Annotated in this window: 14 protein-coding genes; 3 read left to right on the plus strand and 11 right to left on the minus strand. The window is 72.4% G+C overall.

The genetic code is table 11. The features are described from left to right. Positions 1-4: 4 nt before the first annotated feature. The 7 genes from OG559_RS25755 to OG559_RS25785 are packed head-to-tail and all read right to left on the minus strand — an operon-like array spanning position 5 to position 7,441. Positions 5-703 (minus strand): N-acetylmannosamine-6-phosphate 2-epimerase, encoded by a 699-nt coding sequence (locus OG559_RS25755; protein ID WP_405108117.1) that lies wholly within the window; start codon positions 701-703, stop codon positions 5-7. Between the two features lie 4 nt (positions 704-707). After that, on the minus strand, positions 708-1,664 hold the full coding sequence (locus tag OG559_RS25760) for an ROK family protein (protein WP_405108120.1): 957 nt from the start codon (positions 1,662-1,664) through the stop codon (positions 708-710). Continuing rightward, positions 1,661-2,503, minus strand: coding sequence for a carbohydrate ABC transporter permease (locus OG559_RS25765; RefSeq protein WP_405108123.1), 843 nt, complete (start codon positions 2,501-2,503; stop codon positions 1,661-1,663). The genes OG559_RS25760 and OG559_RS25765 overlap by 4 nt, the downstream gene beginning before the upstream one ends. Next, positions 2,493-3,446 (minus strand): carbohydrate ABC transporter permease, encoded by a 954-nt coding sequence (locus tag OG559_RS25770; RefSeq protein ID WP_396672799.1) that lies wholly within the window; start codon positions 3,444-3,446, stop codon positions 2,493-2,495. Before OG559_RS25770 ends, OG559_RS25765 begins: the two co-directional genes overlap by 11 nt. Positions 3,447-3,448: 2 nt before the next feature. After that, positions 3,449-4,732 (minus strand): ABC transporter substrate-binding protein, encoded by a 1,284-nt coding sequence (locus tag OG559_RS25775; protein WP_405108127.1) that lies wholly within the window; start codon positions 4,730-4,732, stop codon positions 3,449-3,451. Between the two features lie 25 nt (positions 4,733-4,757). Next, positions 4,758-6,356 (minus strand): FAD-dependent oxidoreductase, encoded by a 1,599-nt coding sequence (locus OG559_RS25780; RefSeq protein WP_405108130.1) that lies wholly within the window; start codon positions 6,354-6,356, stop codon positions 4,758-4,760. 38 nt (positions 6,357-6,394) lie between these two features. Beyond that, entirely contained in the window at positions 6,395-7,441 is a 1,047-nt protein-coding gene (locus tag OG559_RS25785; RefSeq protein WP_405108133.1) for a LacI family DNA-binding transcriptional regulator, read from the minus strand. Between the two features lie 464 nt (positions 7,442-7,905). Between OG559_RS25785 and OG559_RS25790 the strand changes: the two genes are divergently transcribed. Beyond that, positions 7,906-8,253 (plus strand): hypothetical protein, encoded by a 348-nt coding sequence (locus OG559_RS25790; RefSeq protein ID WP_405108136.1) that lies wholly within the window; start codon positions 7,906-7,908, stop codon positions 8,251-8,253. A gap of 124 nt (positions 8,254-8,377) precedes the next feature. On the opposite strand, the gene OG559_RS25795 is transcribed toward OG559_RS25790, so the two are convergent. Together OG559_RS25795 and OG559_RS25800 are read right to left on the minus strand one after the other, a co-directional pair. Further along, positions 8,378-8,929, minus strand: coding sequence for an NADAR family protein (locus tag OG559_RS25795; RefSeq protein WP_405108139.1), 552 nt, complete (start codon positions 8,927-8,929; stop codon positions 8,378-8,380). 60 nt (positions 8,930-8,989) lie between these two features. Next, entirely contained in the window at positions 8,990-10,558 is a 1,569-nt protein-coding gene (locus OG559_RS25800) for a flavin monoamine oxidase family protein (protein WP_405108141.1), read from the minus strand. Positions 10,559-10,639: 81 nt separating this feature from the next. Between OG559_RS25800 and OG559_RS25805 the strand changes: the two genes are divergently transcribed. Further along, positions 10,640-11,164 (plus strand): peptidoglycan-binding protein, encoded by a 525-nt coding sequence (locus OG559_RS25805; RefSeq protein ID WP_405108144.1) that lies wholly within the window; start codon positions 10,640-10,642, stop codon positions 11,162-11,164. Positions 11,165-11,433: 269 nt separating this feature from the next. Here the strand turns inward: OG559_RS25805 and OG559_RS25810 are convergent, their stop codons facing one another. Then, the gene (locus OG559_RS25810; protein ID WP_405108147.1) at positions 11,434-12,504 is read right to left on the minus strand and encodes an IS110 family transposase; all 1,071 of its coding nucleotides are present in this window, start codon (positions 12,502-12,504) and stop codon (positions 11,434-11,436) included. A 225-nt stretch (positions 12,505-12,729) separates the two neighbouring features. Next, positions 12,730-13,122: a MarR family winged helix-turn-helix transcriptional regulator gene (locus OG559_RS25815; RefSeq protein ID WP_405116957.1), complete on the minus strand. Its 393-nt coding sequence runs from the start codon at positions 13,120-13,122 to the stop codon at positions 12,730-12,732. A gap of 164 nt (positions 13,123-13,286) precedes the next feature. Here OG559_RS25815 and OG559_RS25820 point away from each other — a divergent pair, with 164 nt between their 5' ends. Then, entirely contained in the window at positions 13,287-15,086 is a 1,800-nt protein-coding gene (locus OG559_RS25820; RefSeq protein ID WP_405108150.1) for an ABC transporter ATP-binding protein, read from the plus strand. Positions 15,087-15,299: the final 213 nt, after the last annotated feature.

A 15,299-nucleotide genomic window follows, 5' to 3' on the forward strand; every position in this document is an offset into this window, starting at 1 on the left:
CACCTTACCGCCCCGGCCGCCCGGCCCCCGCCGGGGTGGCCGCGGAGAGCCGGCGGGTGATCCACAGCGGCGAGGTGACGGCGTTGCCCATCACCACGGCGTGCGCGCCCGCCGCGAATGCCCGGCCGATCTCGTCGGTGCTGCGGTACCGCCCCTCGGCGAGCACCGGCACCGGCACCGCCGCCGCGAGCCCGGCCACCAGCTCCAGGTCCGGCCCGTCCCGGCGCGGACTGGCCGCCGTGTACCCGGACAGCGTGGTCGCCACCGCGTCCGCCCCGGCCCGCACCGCCGCCACCCCCTCGGCGACGGTGGAGACGTCCGCGAGGACCAGCGCGCCGGCGGCGTGCACCGCCGCGACCGTGTCGGCGAGGACCCGGCCGTCGGGGCGCGGCCGGTCGGTGCCGTCCACCGCGACGACGTGCGCCCCGGCGGCTGCCACCTGCACCGCCAGTTCGGGCGTCGGGGTGATGAACACCTCGGCGTGGCCGTGCTTGTACAGCCCGATCACCGGCACGCCGACCGCGGCGCGGATGGCGGCCACGTCGGCCGGCCCGTTCGCCCGGATCCCCACCGCACCGCCGGCAACGGCGGCGGCGGCCACCCGGGCCTGGACGTACGGGTCCCGCATCGGGTCGTTTGGCTCGTCCGGCAGCGGCTGGCAGGAGACCACCAGCCCTCCGGCGAGCGAGTCGAGAATTCCCACGTCCTCAGTCCTTTCCCTCGTCGAACGCCGGCCGGCCCGGGTCCGCCGACGCGGCGGCCGGGTCCCCGGTGGCGAGCCGGGCCGCGCCGACCACGACCGCGTCGGCGTCCAGCGCGGCGGGCAGCAGCGGCACGTCCGCCCAGCCCGACGGCAGCTCGGCCGCGTAGGCGGCGGTCGCGGCCGGCAGCAGCGCCCCGCCCGCCCCGCCGGCCACCAGCACCACCTGCGGGTCGAGCGTGGTCACCAGCCCGGCCAGGGCCGCGCCGAGGCTCGCGCCGGCCCGCTCGACCACCTCCCGGGCGGCGGCGTCCCCGGCCGTCGCCCGCTCGGCCACCTCGCGCCCGGTGATCCGCTCGCCGGTACGCAGGGCGTAGCCGGCGGCCAGGCCGGTGCCGGACGCGACGGCCTCCAGGTGCCCGTACCGGCCGCACCCGCAGCGCAGCCGCCCCGCCCCGGGCGCCGGCAGGTGGGCCACGGCGCCGGCCGCGCCCCGGGCGCCGGGGTCGATCCGGCCGTGCCGGACCAGCGCCCCGCCGAGCCCGGTGCCGACCGCCACCAGCAGCAGGTGTCCCCGGCCCCGGCCGGCTCCCGCCCAGCTCTCGCCGAGCGCGGCGGCGTGCACGTCGTTGGCGACCCGCACCGGCCGGCCCAACCGTTCGGCCAGCTCGGCGCGAACGGCCGTGCCGGTCCACCCGGGCAGGCTGTCCGTGGCGTACCGGATGCCGCCGGTCGCCGGGTCGACGGTGCCGGCGGTGCCCACCCCGACCGGCCAGTCGCCGGACGCGGGGATCAGTTCGGCGGCGAGCCGGGCGGCGGTGTCCAGCACCGCGCCCGGCCCGGACCCGGCGGGGGTGGGTGCCCGCAGGCGGCGCAGGACCGTGCCGTCGGTGTCGACCAGGGCGGCCGCCGTCTTGGTGCCGCCGATGTCGACGCCGACGGCGGCGTGGGCCGGGGAGGTCATCCCTTCAGGCCGGTGTGCGCCAGGCCCTCGACGAACTGCTTCTGCGCGATCACGAAGACCGCCAGCACCGGCAGGGCGGTCATCGACGCCGCCGCGAGCTGGACGTTCCACATCGGCCCGCCGTACGCGTCGACGAACTGGGTCAGCGCCTGCGGCAGGGTGAACTTCTCCGGCGAGGAGAGGAACACGATCGGTTCGAGGTACAGGTTCCAGCTGTGCAGGAAGGTGAAGATGGCCACCGCGCCCAGCGCGGGGCGGGACAGCGGCAGGGCGATCTTCCAGAACGTGGCGAACCGGCCCAGCCCGTCGACCCGGGCCGCCTCCTCCAGCTCCCCGGGCAGGGCGATGAAGAACTGCCGCATGATGAACGTGGCCAGCACGCTCGGCGCCCCGAAGATCGGCACCAGGATCAGCGGCCAGTGGGTGTCGACCAGCCCCAGCTTGAAGAACATCTGGAACAGCGGGACGATCGTGACCTCGCTCGGGATGAGCAGGCCGGCGAGCACCACCAGGAACAGCAGGTTCTGGCCCCGGAACCGGATCCGGGCGAAGGCGTACCCAGCCAGCGCCGCCACCGCGAGGGTGCCCACGGTGACCACCAGGGCGATGTAGACGCTGTTGAGGTACTGCCGCCCGAACGGCTGCAACTCGAACACCCGCTGGTACGCCTCCAGCCGCGGGTTCGTCGGCCAGAGCTGCGGCGGGAAGGCGAAGATGTCCGCCACCGGCTTCAGCGACGAGGTGACCATCCACCAGGTGGGGAAGACGAACGGGATCGCCAGGACCATCAGCACCCCGTAGAGCACCAGCTTCGTCCTGGGCGACAGGTCACGACTCATGGAAGACCCATCTCTTGCGCATCTGCCACTGCAGCACGGTCAGCGCGAGCACGATCGCGAACAGCACGATCGACAGGGTCGCGCCGTAGCCGAAGTGGTGGAACTGGAAGGCCTGCTGGTAGAGGTAGTAGACGAGCACCGTGGTCGAGGTGCCCGGGCCACCCTGGGTCAGCACCGCGATCTGCGCGAACACCTGCAACGAGCCGACCACCGTGATGATCGACGTGAGCATGATCGTCGGGCTGATCAGCGGCACGGTGATCCGCCAGAACTGCCGCAACCGGCTCGCCCCGTCCACCTCGGCGGCCTCGTACAGATCGCCCGGCACGCCCTGGAGGGCGGCCAGGAACAGCACCATGTTCAGGCCGACGTTCTTGAACACCTGCACGACGACCACCGACAGCATCGCGGTGCCCTCGCCGCGCAGCCAGTTCGGGCCGTCCACGCCGATCGTGTCGAGCAGCCCGTTGATCCCGCCGTTGTCCTGGAGCAGGAAGCCCCACACGATCGTCCAGGCGACCAGGGAGACCACCACGGGGGAGAAGAACAGGGTGCGGAACACGATGGTGCCGCGCAGCTTCTGGTTGAGCAGCACGGCCAGCATCAGCGCCAGGGCGAGGTTGAACACCACCAGCCCGACCGAGAACAGCCCGGTGGCCTTCAGCACCCCACCCAGGTTGGTGTCCTCGGCGAGCTGCGTGTAGTTGTCGCCGCCGACGTAGTCGAACGTGCCGGCGAGCACGTTCCACTCGTGCAGGCTGTACCAGACCACCAGGACCAGCGGCAGGATCACGAACACGATGCTGCCGATGAGCTGTGGGGCGACGAACAGGTACCCGGCGAGCTGGTCGCGCCGGCGGCTGGTCCACCACGGCGGACGGGCCCGGCCCGGGGCGGGCCCGGTCTTGGCGACCGGGCCCGTCCTGGTGTCCGTCGGGGACATGGTCACTTCGCCAGCAGCGGCTGGATCTTGGCGCACACGCCGTCCAGGACCGCCTTGATGTCGGCGTTCGGCTGCCACAGCGGGTCGAGCCCGGCGCGGACCTGCTGGCTCAGCTCGGCCTGCCCGGCGTGGCTCGGCTTGACCACGCCGCTGGTGATGCCGTCGATGACGACCTTCTGCAACTGCTCCGGCTTGAGCTTCGGGTTCGTCTTGCCCAGCGTCTCGGCGGTCAGCAGCGACTGCCGCGGCGGCGGGAAGAACTGGGCCAGCTTCGCCGAGTTGGTGGGGTTGGTGAAGAAGGCCAGGAAGTCGGCCGCCTCGTCGGCGTGCGGGCTCTTCTTCATCACCCCGAGGCCGGCCTGGCCGAGCACCGAGTAGTTGCCCTTCGGGCCGGCCGGCAGCGGCACCAGGTCCCAGCCGAAGCCGCCGTCCTTCAGCAGCGACGCCCGGGAGATCTGGGTGACCGTCATGGCCGCGTCACCGGCGAAGAAGTCCGCCGTGGTGCCCGGGCCGGGCAGCGCCTTGTCGGTGAAGATCCCCTTGTGCAGGGCGGTCATCGCCGCGACCATCTCCGGGGAGTTGAAGCCGCAGGACTTGCCGTCCTCGCTCCACGCCTGGGCGCCCCAGCCGGTGAAGAAGGTCGACAGGTTGTCCCAGCCCTTGTAGTCGAAGTCCCGGATCACCAGGCCGGCCTTGCCGGACTTCTTGGCGGACGCCGCGGCGGTGGCCAGGGCGTTGTCCCAGTTCCACTGCCCGGCGGCGATCAGCTCGGCCGGCGTCTTCTGCCCGGCCTTCTTCACCATGTCGGTGTTGACGAACACCCCGAACGGCGAGTTGGAGAACGGGTACGCGTACAGCTTGCCGCCGTCCTGCCAGAGCTTCGTGGTGGCGGGGGAGAGGTCGTCGTAGCCGTACCCCTCGGTCTTCTTCAGCGTCTCGTCCAGCGGCAGCAGTGCGCCGGAGGACACGAAGTCAGGGGCCGAGTTCTCGAACACCCAGGCCAGGTCGGGGGCGTTGCCGCCGGCGATCTGGGTGGTCAGGGTGGTGGTGTAGTTCTCGAACGGCAGCGGGTCGAAGGTGATCGACTCCACGTCCGGGTGGGACTTCTTGTACTCGTCCGCGATCTCGTTGAACAGCTTCAGGTGCGCCTCGTTGGCGGACCAGACCGTCATCCGCAGCTTCGCCGGACCGCTGTCGCCAGCGTCGTCCCCGCCGCCGCAGGCGGTCAGGGCGAGCGCACCGACCAGCGCGACGGCGACGCCGCGCAGGGCCTTTCCTGCTTTCACAATCTTCTCCTCACCGGGGGGTGTTTCAGTAGCCCACGATCTGCGGCCAACGCAGTTCCACGCCGGCCGTTGTAAGGCGGTCCTGGAATTCGGCCAGCAGACGGGGGGTGTCGCGGACCGCGCGCGGGGACTCGCCCCGCGCCAGGCAGAAGTCGGCGAGCAGGCCGGCGACCTCGCCGACGTTCCACTCGACCGGGTGCAGCCGGTAGCTGCCGTTGGTGACGTGCGTGGTGCCGATGTTCTTGCCGGCCGGCAGCAGGTTCTCCACCCGCTGCGGGATCAGCGCGCCGAGCGGGATCTCGAACGGGCAGGACCCGACATCGATGTAGTTGTCGCCGCCGGTCGACGGGTGCAGGTCGATCCGGTACATGCCCACGCCGATCGAGTCGGGGTAGCTGACCGCGCCGTGCGCGCCGCGCACCGCCAGCGACAGGTCCTGCTCGACGACCGTGTACTCGGCCCGGATACGCCGCGACTCCCGGATGTACGGGGCCTGGGCCAGGCCGTCGGCGCTGCCGGTGACGTCGCCGCGCAGCCGCAGCCCGGGGAATCCGGTGCCCCCGTCGGGCCGGGGCGCCTCGGTCTGCATCCAGTACAACACCGAGTACGACAGCTCCCGCGCCTGCGACAGGTGCCAGGACGCGTTCGGCACGTCGATGACCGGGCCCTCGAAGTAGTCGATCATCGGCCAGTTCACCAGCGTGATGTCGCTGGCGTACGCCCCGTCGACGAAGTTGCGCCGGGCGGCGATCCGCCGGAACGTCCACAGGTTGCCGTCGCCGGGGTTGAGGCGCTGGTCGGCGTTGACCGACAGGGGGTCCTCGTCCGGGTTCGGGGTGAAGCTGCGCTCGACGATCTCCAGCGTCCGGGGGTGCGGGGAGCGCCAGGACAGCAGCCGGTCGCCCCAGAAGTCCGGCTTGTAGTCGCGCCAGAAGTCGTACCCGGCCGGGCGGTCGATGGTGTGGTCGCCGTCGACGTGGTCCAGGGCGAAGCAGACCGACACGGCCTGCATGTTCATCGGCTGGGCCTCGGCCGGCGCGCTGGGCTCGCCGGTCTCCTCCCGCGACTCGAACCCGGTGACGTACTCGACGCCGGCCAGCGGCAGCAGCTCGCCGGTCTCGGTGGCGTCCAGCACGTACGGGGCGGTCAACTCGACCAGCTCGTCGGGGCGGTCGCGGTGCGCGACGGTCACCCCGGTCACCCGGTCGCCGTCGGTGGCCGCCGAGACCGGCCGGTACGGCTGGAGCACGGTCAGCCGCCCGGACCCCCGGTACGGCGCCAGCATCTCCTCCAACACCGCCACCGCGACCCGGGGCTCGTGGCACAGCCGGCTGACCCAGCCGGCCCCCGGGTTGAGGTCGGTCCAACCCCGGGACCGCTCGGTGAGCGGGAAGTGCCGCCGGTAGTAGTCCCGGATCCCGGTGCGCAGCTCCCGGTAGCTGGCGGTGACGCCGAACTGCTCGACCCAGGAGTGCTCGTCCGGGGGGACCGCCTGGCTGGTGAGCTGCCCGCCGAGCCAGTCGAACTCCTCGGTCAGGATGACGCTCCGGCCGGCCCGGAGGGCGGCCAGTGCCGCCGCCACTCCGCCCAGCCCGCCGCCGACGACGAGGACGTCCGCACGCATCGTTACCACTTACTTCCTTCCAGTTACGCGTTCGCCGCTCAGGAGCGGTCGACCGCCGGATCGGGGGCGCCGAGGGTGTCCCCCTCGACCAGTTGGCATGGCAGCAGGCGCTGCCCCACGCCGTCGGCGCTGCCGTCGATGACCGAGGTCAGCACCTCGACCGCCTGGCGTCCCATCTCCTCGCGGGGGATGTGGAAGCCGGTGAAGGTGAGGTCGGTGGGCAACGGCACGGTCGGGTCGCCGAGGGTCACCACCGACAGGTCGCCGGGCACCGTCAGGCCGCGCCGCCGGGCGGCCAGTTCGAGGGCCACCGCCGCGGCGAAGTCCTCCACGAACACCACGGTGGTCCGGTCGGCGCGCAGGTCGTCGAGGATGGCGTCGGCGTCGCGCCCGGCGGTGGGCAGCTCCCGGGCGCTCTCGGCCGCGCCGCCGTGGGCGGCGAAGCCGCGCCGCCGGTCCTCGGACGACTCGGCGTGGATGCCCATGGACAGGTACGCCAGGCGGCGGTGCCCGTGGCCGAGGGCCCGCCCGGTCAGGGCGTCGACCGCCGCGGCGTAGTCCGCGCCGACGTACGGGACCGGACCGCCGGCGTCGTTGCGTCGGCCGACCGCCACGTACGGGAAGCCGTCCCGGTTGAGCCGGTGCAGCTCGGCGGCGTCGATCTCCCGGCCGAGCAGGAGGCAGCCGTCGGCCAGCCGCAGCCGGTTGTCCTGGTGGAAGATCCGCCGCCGCCCGTCGACGACCGGTGCGCTGGTGAACAGCAGCAGGTCGCAGCCGACCCGCTCGGCGTACTCCTCGATGCCGAGCAGGAACGGGTGGAAGAAGTCCCGGCTGCCGCTGGGGAACGCCGGCTCGTAGGTGAAGACGCCGATGATCCGGTTGAACCGGGCGGCCAGCCGCCGGGCCACCGGGTCGGCGGCGTAGCCGGTCTCCTCGATGGTCCGCAGGACGCGGTCCCGGGTCTCCGGCGCGATCCGCACGTCGGCGTCGGAGCGGTTGTTGAGCACCAGGGACACGGTGGCCTGACTGACGCCAGCCAGGCGAGCGATGTCACGTTGGGTGACGCGGCGCGGCGAAGAGGGCACGGGGGAGTCCTCCGGTTGGTGCTAATGCGTATTAGCGATCGGCGTTGGAGAGGACTCTCGCCCCCGACCCGGGGAGATGTCAAGGGCTCTCCGGAGATTTCCTCGCGATGAACTCCCTGAACTAATGCGTATTAGCTCGTCGGTGCCGAGGGTCGCCGACGTGCTTTCGCCCCTCGTGGCCGTTTCCCGCCGAGATCGAAGCTCCCCCTTGACAGTGGGCCGGCCGGGCGGCGAACATCGGAGAAAGATAGATGCTAATACGTATTATCAGACTTCGACGAGTGTGCTGTCGCCCCGCCGGGCACCCCTCAAATCACCCTGCGTGACGTCGATGGGCAGCCGGTGCCCCGGCTTGGCACCCGGTACCTGATGCTGTTCATGGACAACCCCACGGCCGCGTTGCCCGGCCCGACCGGCCCGGTGTCCCGGCGCATCCGCTGGGCGGTGTCGAACGACGCTCGTACGTGGACGGTCCAGCCGGAACCCATCGGGAGCTGGACTGCGCGGTGGACCGGCCCGTGCTCTGGCCGCCGAACCACAAGCTGGTCGACGTCGCAGTGACCGTCGATCTCCCCGACGGGGTGCTCGGCCCGCGCGCCTTCGCCCTGACCGGGGTGACCGGCGGCGACGCCGCCGACGTCGCCGGGTTCGTCACCGGCGCCCCGGACACCGCCGGCCGGCTGCGCGCCGAGCGCGCCGGCAACGGCGGGGACCGGGTCTACACCCTGCGGTACGCCGGCCACGACGAGATCGGCCGCCCGGTGGGCTGCTCCGTCACCGTCACCGTCCCGCACGACCAGCGCCGGGCCTGACCGCCGGCACCCCTGAGGTGGCGACCGGGACGATCGGTGTTATCGGGCGGCCGGTCGATCCAGGGGCTCGCCGGCCCGGCCCTCGTGCGGGGGCCGGGCCGGGTCGGGCGCTGGCTGCCTGGGATCAGGTGCGCAGGGCCGCCCGGGCGTCCATCAGGGCGAAGCCGAGCAGGTTGTCGCCCCGCCAGCGGGCCGGGTTCTCGACGGCGGGGTCGTCCGCGGCCAGGCCGACGCCCCACACCCGGTCCACCGGGCTCGCCTCGACCAGCACCCGGTTGCCGGTGGCCAGCAGGAACGCGCGCAGGTCGGCGTGCTGGGCGAACTTGGCGACGCTGCCGGCGACCACGACGTCGTACCGGTGGACCGCCCAGACGGCCTCGTCGAAGCCGCGGACCCGGCGGCCGAGGGCCTTGGCCCGCTGCGGGTGCCCGGCGGCGAGGACCTGCTCCGCCACCGGGTCGTCGCCGAAGAGGACGGCCTTGCGCCACATCATCCAGTGCTCGGCGGTGTGGAAGACCCGACCGTCCACGGTGAACGGCGCGGGCCACCACTGGCTCAGGCAGCCCGGCCCGACGGAGCCGTCCCGCTGGGGCCGGTGACCCCAGAAGTGCAGGTACTTCACCGGCTCACCGGCGCGGTGCAGGGCCACCAGGTCGGCGACGGATCGAGGCGACATAGCCGACAGTCTGCCCTGCGCCCCCGACACCGCGCCGCCGAGTTTCCGTGGTCCCGGCGGTCAGCCGGGTTCGCCGTCGGCGGATGCTTGCACCTCGGCCGCCGCGCGTTCGCCCGCGCGCACCGCCCCCTCCAGGTAGCCCGTCCAGCCGACCGCCGTCTCGGTGCCCGCCCAGTGCACCCGCCCCACCGGCGGGCGCAGCGCCGGCCCGTAGCCGCGCCACGAACCGGGGGTCAACGACCCGCAGAAACACCCCCGGGTGTACGGGTCGGCCGACCAGTCGTACTCGACGAACCCGTCCGGGCGGGCGGCGTCCGGGCCGACCATGGCCACCAGCGCGTCCAGCACCGCCGCCCGCCGGGCGTCCGGGGACATCCCGCGCAGCTCACGCGCCTCGTCGCCGTAGCTGAACGCGGTCAGCACCCCGCGCGTCGAGTCCGGGGTGCCGTTGTCCACCGTCTCGGTCACCGGCCCGGTCGCGCTGGTGCCGACGCCGGAGAGCCCACCGGCACGCCAGAACGGCTCCGGGTAGAGCGCGTGCACCTTCACCGCCGAACCCATCGGCATCCGCTGGGTCAACCCGTCGCGCAGCGCCGGCAGCGGCGGGTCGTACCGGATCCGGCCGGCCAACGCCGGGGCCACGGCGACCACCGCCGCGTCGGCGGGGTACGCGTCCCGGTCGGTGCGCACCAGCACCCCGCCGGCGTCCTGCGCGATCACCGTCACCGGCGCGCCCAGGCACAGCGCCCCCGGCCCCACGGTGGCCGCCAGCCGCTGCGCCATCCGCTCGGCCAGCGCCGCCGGGCCGCCCACCACCCGGTCCTGCTGCGCCCCGCCGGCCATCCCCAGCAGCAGGGCGCTGCCACCGCCGCTGCGCAGGTAGAACAGCATCTGGAGCAGGGAGATCTCGTCCGGGCCCGTGGCGAGCAGGCCGCCGGCCAGCAGCCGGCCCAGGTACCGGGCGCCCGCCGGATCACCTGCGGCCTCGGCCAGCCAACCGGACAACGGCAGCCGGTCCCACTCGGGCGCCTCGGCAGCCAGCCAGGGCGCCGCCGGATCGAGCCGCGCGGCGAGGGCGTCGAGCCGGGCCAGCACCCGCGCGGTGGACTCCGGCGGCTCTGGGCGGCGCTCCCCGTCCCAGCGCAGCACCGGTGTGCCGAGGGCCGCCGACGGGAACGTGGTCAGGCCGTGCTCGGCGACCAGGGCGTACATCCGGTCCTGGGTGGGGCCGAGCCACTGCGCGCCCAGGTCGAGCTGGGTGCCGTCGGGCAGCCACCGGGTCAGCGTCCGCCCGCCCACCCGCTCCCGGGCCTCCACCACCCGCACGTCCCACCCCGCGCGGGCGAGCGCCAGCGCAGCGGCAAGCCCGGAGAACCCACCCCCAACCACCACCACCCGCCCCACTTGCCCTACCCCTCCCACCCCAGCCGCATACCCCCAACCCGGCCCACCACGCCAGCCCACGCCCTCCGCTTCCTTGACCGTCGGCGATGCCCCGCCTGCGGCGGCAGTTCCGGGTACGGATCGAGGGGCGCGGGTATTGCCTCCCGCGACACCCCCGGCCGCGAATTCCTCCGGCCGCGTCCGGACCTGGGTCGGTCGCGGCTCGTCGAATGCCCTATACGACAAGCCATTCGGCTGGCGCTAAACAGTAAGGTGTTATTCAATGGGTCACGCAGGGCGCTCATCGACCAGGCAAGGGTGATGCACATGTCTCTGCAAATCAGGGTCGCGGCGTTGGCGATGGTCGTCGCCGTGTCCGGCGGCACTCTCGCCATCTCGGCCGCTCCGGCGGCGGCCTCCGTCAGCCAGGGATACATCATGGGCTCAGGCAACTGGAAGGACGACTGGGGAGATGAGGGCCCCATCTCCGCGTCGACGCGCTCGTACAACAACGTCGTCGCCGCGTGGCAGATGATTCTCTGGGCTGACGGATATCTGACCCAGGCCGATGTTGACTGCCGATTCGGGCCGGCGACGACCTCCGCCACGAAGAAGTGGCAAAGCGACCGAGGTCTCGTCAGCGACGGTGTCGTCGGCGCAAATACCCTGACCAAGGCAGCGACCAAACTTGGCGTGTATGAGGGCGAAGGCTGGTACTGGTACGACGGTGCCGGCACCAAACTCATCTACTTCGGTCGCAACGCGGACGGCAAATGGGATATGAGCCTCGGTCCGGACCAGGAGTGGCAGCTTCTCTCGTACACGTACGCGAACTTCAGCGTCTGCTCCTGATCACACGAAGGGAAGCCGGCCGTGACCCCTGCGGGCACGGCCGGCTTTCCGAATCCGCCGGCTCAGCCGGTGAGCGTCGCCAGGGCCGCTTCCGCCGTTTCGCCGGGCCGGGCCGGTACGCGAGCCGCACCGGGTGCGCGCCGAGGTCCTGGCCGGCCGCCGCACCGGTCGTGCAGCTGCCCGCTGGTGCCTCCGTGGTAGAGAGCCGAGAGTCGGCCGCGTGACGATTCTGTTCGGCGGTATCGGGCGGCGGGATGCTCCTATGGATGTCAAGCGGCGAGTTTGAGATCGTTTGAGGTGATGATCTGGTAGAGCTCGCGGGCGATGTAGCGTTTGAGGCAGCGGATGATCTCTTTCTTGGACAGTCCTTCCTTGGTGCGTCGTTCGGCGTAGGCGCGGGTGCGGGGGTCCCAGCGCAGGCGGCAGAGCACGACGCGGTAGAGGACGGCGTTGGCTTGCCGGTCGCCGCCGCGGTTGAGTCGGTGCCGGGTGGTCTTGCCGGATGAGGCGGGGATCGGTGCGACGCCGCAGAGCATGGCAAACGCGGCTTCGGAGGTGAGCCGGTCATGGTTCTCCCCGGCGGTTACCAGCAGTTGGCCGGCGACATCGGCGCCGACGCCGTTGACGGCGACCAGGCCGGGGTTGATGGTGGCGACGAGGGGCTCGAGCAGTTCGTCGAGGTCGGCGATTTCGGTGGACAGCTGCTGGTGGCGGCGGGCCAGGGAACGCAGAGCGACCTTGGCGGCGGTGGCCGGGGTCGCGGCGTCGGTCCGGTCGGGTCGCAGGTTCGCGCAGGTGGCGATCAGCTCTTTGACGGTCAGGCTGCGCAGCCGGGCACGCAGGTCGTCGGGGGCGGTGACGATCAGGGTCTTGATCTGACGCTGGGCGTCGGCGCGCTGGTCGACCGCGCTGCGCCGGGCCACCCGGAGGTTGCGCAGGGCTTCGACGCGGCCGTCGCGCTGCTTGGGGGTGCCGGTCCGGTCGCCGGCCAGGGCGGCCTTGGCCGCTTGGATGGCGTCGATCGGGTCGGACTTGCCCTGGAACCGGCGGGTCTTGCGGTTGGGCCGGTCCACTTCGATCACCGCGACCTGTTCGTGGCGTAGCCGCCGGGCGAGCCCTGCGCCGTAGGCGCCGGTCCCCTCGACACCGACCCGCAGCACCTGGCCGAACTCGCGCATCCAGGTCAGCAGGGCGGTGTATCCGGCCGTCGTGGCGGGGAACTGTTGGGTGCCTAGCACCCGTCCGACCAGGTCGATCACCGCGGCGGTGTGGGTGTCCTGGTGGGTGTCGACGCCACCGGCGACCTCGATCGCAGCGTTGTCGGGTGTAATAGAGGGCATCGTCGTCCTGTCGTTCGTGACCGGGGCAGGGCGGCACGCACCAGCCGGGCAACGCGGACAAGACAGAGATGGGACCTCTGGCCAGGCTCCTATGAAGTCACAACGCCACGTCCGATGAGTGCACGAGCACCTCCCGACCGAGGCCGACAGATCCCGTTGAGGACCCGAAGTCAGTCAGTCGCTGGGTCAAACCTCGGCGGGAGGTGCTCATGAACATCATCTCTGTCAGTCGCGCAGGGTGCGCAGGATGCGGGCCAGGTGGGCCCGGTCGGTCGGGCTGAGCCCGCCGAAGAGGCGTTCCGCCTCGGTGTGCCGGGCCGCCCGGATCGCCGCGCCGACCCGGGTGCCCTCGTCGGTCAACGTGACCAGGGTGGCGCGCCGGTCGACCGGGTCGGGGCGGCGGGCGACCAGGCCCCGCTCCTCCAGGCCGTCGACCACCTCGGTGGTGGAGCGCGGCGCGATGCGCAGGTGCTCGGCGAGCGCGTTGAGCCGCATCGCGCCGTGCCGGGTCAGCACGCCCAGTGCCCGGGAGTGCCCGGGGTTGATCGCCCACGGTTCGAGGGTCTGCCGGGACAGGTGACGCAACCGCCGGGCGACGGACCAGAAGCTCTCTGCCAGGCCCTCCTCGTGCGCCTCGGCACCCTCGTCGCCAGCTTCGGCGGGGTACGCCGGTCCGGGGGCGCGGTCGTCGGCGGTCACCGGAATACCGTAGCAGCAGTTCCTGTTGTCACCTCATGATGAGGTAACCTCAGCATCATCGTCCCCCATCGGAAGGAACACCCTTGGACACACCCCCCACCCACCGGGAGGGCCGTGGCGGCCCCCGCGCCGTCAGCCCCGCCGAGAAGGCCCAGGCCCGACAGGTGTCGCTGCGCCGCATCGGCCGGCTCTTCGCCCCGCACCGCTGGCAGCTCGGCACCGTCACCGCGATCATCGTGATCTCCTCGGTCGTCGCCATGGCGTCGCCGTTCCTGCTGCGTACGGTGATCGACCGGGCCCTGCCGGAGCGTGACCTGACCCTGCTGGTCCGGCTGGTCCTCGGCATGGTCGCGGTCGCGGTCGTGACCGCGGCCCTCGGCGTGGTCCAGACCTGGCTCTCCACCCGCGTCGGCCAGCAGGTCATGCACCGGCTGCGCACCGACGTCTTCGCCCACCTGCACCGCCAGTCCATCGCGTTCTTCACCCGCACCCGCACCGGCGAGGTGCAGTCCCGGATCACCAACGACATCGGCGGCATGCAGACGGTGGTCACCTCCACCGCCACCTCGATCGCGTCGAACCTCACCACGGTCGTCGCCACCGTCGTCGCCATGGCGGCGCTGTCCTGGCGGCTGTCGCTGATCTCCCTGGTCGTGCTGCCCCCGTCGATCTGGCTCACCCGCCGGGTCGCCCGCATGCGTCGCGAGATCACCGCGCAGCGGCAGCGCGAACTGGCCGACCTGAACGTCACCATCGAGGAAGGGCTGTCGATCAGCGGCGTGCAGCTCAGCAAGACCCTCGGCGCGGGCGACGCGCTCATCGACCGGTTCGCCGCCTCGTCGGCCCGCCTGGTCGACCTGGAGCTGCGCTCCGACCTCGCCGGCCGCTGGCGGATGGCCTCGATGAGCGTCATCTTCGCCGCGATCCCCGCGCTCATCTACCTCGGCGCGGGCCTTCCCGGGACCGCCGGCACGCTGAGCATCGGCACCCTGGTCGCCTTCACCGCCCTGCAGGGCGGGCTGTTCCGGCCGCTCATGGGCCTGCTCGACGTGGGCGTCTCGCTCACCGCCTCGATGGCGCTGTTCGCCCGGATCTTCGAGTACCTCGACCTCCCCGTCGAGGTCGACGACCCCGAGCGCCCGGTCGAGATCGACCCGCGCCGGGTGCGCGGCCACGTCCGCGTCGAGGGCGTCACCTTCACCTACCCGGGCAGCGACACCGCCGCCCTCGCCGGGGTCACCCTCGACGTGCCGGCCGGCACCGGCCTGGCTCTCGTCGGGCACACCGGCTCGGGCAAGAGCACCCTCGCCGCCCTGGTCAGCCGGTTGCACGACCCCACCGCCGGGCGGATCACCATCGACGGCATCGACCTGCGCGACCTGCGGCTGACCGACCTGGCCGCCGTCGTGGGCGTGGTCAGCCAGGAGACGTACCTGCTGCACACCACCGTGCGGGAGAACCTGCGGTACGCCCGGCCCGACGCCACCGACGCCGAGATCACCGACGCGGCCCGCGCCGCCCAGATCCACGATCTCATCGTCGCCCTGCCCGACGGGTACGACACCATGGTCGGCTCGCGGGGGCACCGGTTCTCCGGCGGGGAGAAGCAGCGCCTCGCCATCGCCCGCACCCTGCTGCGGGATCCCCGGGTGCTGGTCCTCGACGAGGCCACCAGCGCGCTGGACACCGAGACCGAGCGCGCCGTGCAACGGGCGTTCGACGAGCTGGCCCGGGGACGTACCACGATCACGATCGCCCACCGGCTCTCCACCGTGCGCGACGCCGACCAGATCGCCGTGCTCGACCACGGCCGGATCGTCGAGTCCGGCACGCACGACAGCCTGCTCGACAGCGCCGGCCGCTACGCCGCCCTGGCGGCCTGACCACCCGGAATCGCCAGGTTGTCCCGTCCGCCGCCGGGGTGCACGCCGTCGGGTCGGTCCACCCTCCGTCGGCTCCTTTGGAGCTGCCCCGTTTACGCGCCCGCTCCATCGGTAGCACAAACGGGGCAGCTCCAAAGGAGCCGACAGGCAGGTCCCCGGCCGGATGCGGGAGGCAATCGTCCGGCTGCCACCTGGCCCGGGCCAGGATCTCGG

Origin of the sequence: Micromonospora sp. NBC_01405 (assembly GCF_045040155.1) — a bacterium.
Taxonomy (GTDB): Bacteria; Actinomycetota; Actinomycetes; order Mycobacteriales; family Micromonosporaceae; genus Micromonospora.

What these genes read in the sequence shown, in the direction of transcription:
- OG559_RS25760 (WP_405108120.1), bottom strand. Translation starts at nt 1,664, where the DNA reads ATGACCTCCCCGGCCCACGCCGCCGTCGGCGTCGACATCGGCGGCACC.
- OG559_RS25765 (WP_405108123.1), bottom strand. Translation starts at nt 2,503, where the DNA reads ATGAGTCGTGACCTGTCGCCCAGGACGAAGCTGGTGCTCTACGGGGTG.
- OG559_RS25770 (WP_396672799.1), bottom strand. Translation starts at nt 3,446, where the DNA reads ATGTCCCCGACGGACACCAGGACGGGCCCGGTCGCCAAGACCGGGCCC.
- OG559_RS25780 (WP_405108130.1), bottom strand. Translation starts at nt 6,356, where the DNA reads ATGCGTGCGGACGTCCTCGTCGTCGGCGGCGGGCTGGGCGGAGTGGCG.
- OG559_RS25795 (WP_405108139.1), bottom strand. Translation starts at nt 8,929, where the DNA reads ATGTCGCCTCGATCCGTCGCCGACCTGGTGGCCCTGCACCGCGCCGGT.
- OG559_RS25805 (WP_405108144.1), top strand. Translation starts at nt 10,640, where the DNA reads ATGTCTCTGCAAATCAGGGTCGCGGCGTTGGCGATGGTCGTCGCCGTG.
- OG559_RS25810 (WP_405108147.1), bottom strand. Translation starts at nt 12,504, where the DNA reads ATGCCCTCTATTACACCCGACAACGCTGCGATCGAGGTCGCCGGTGGC.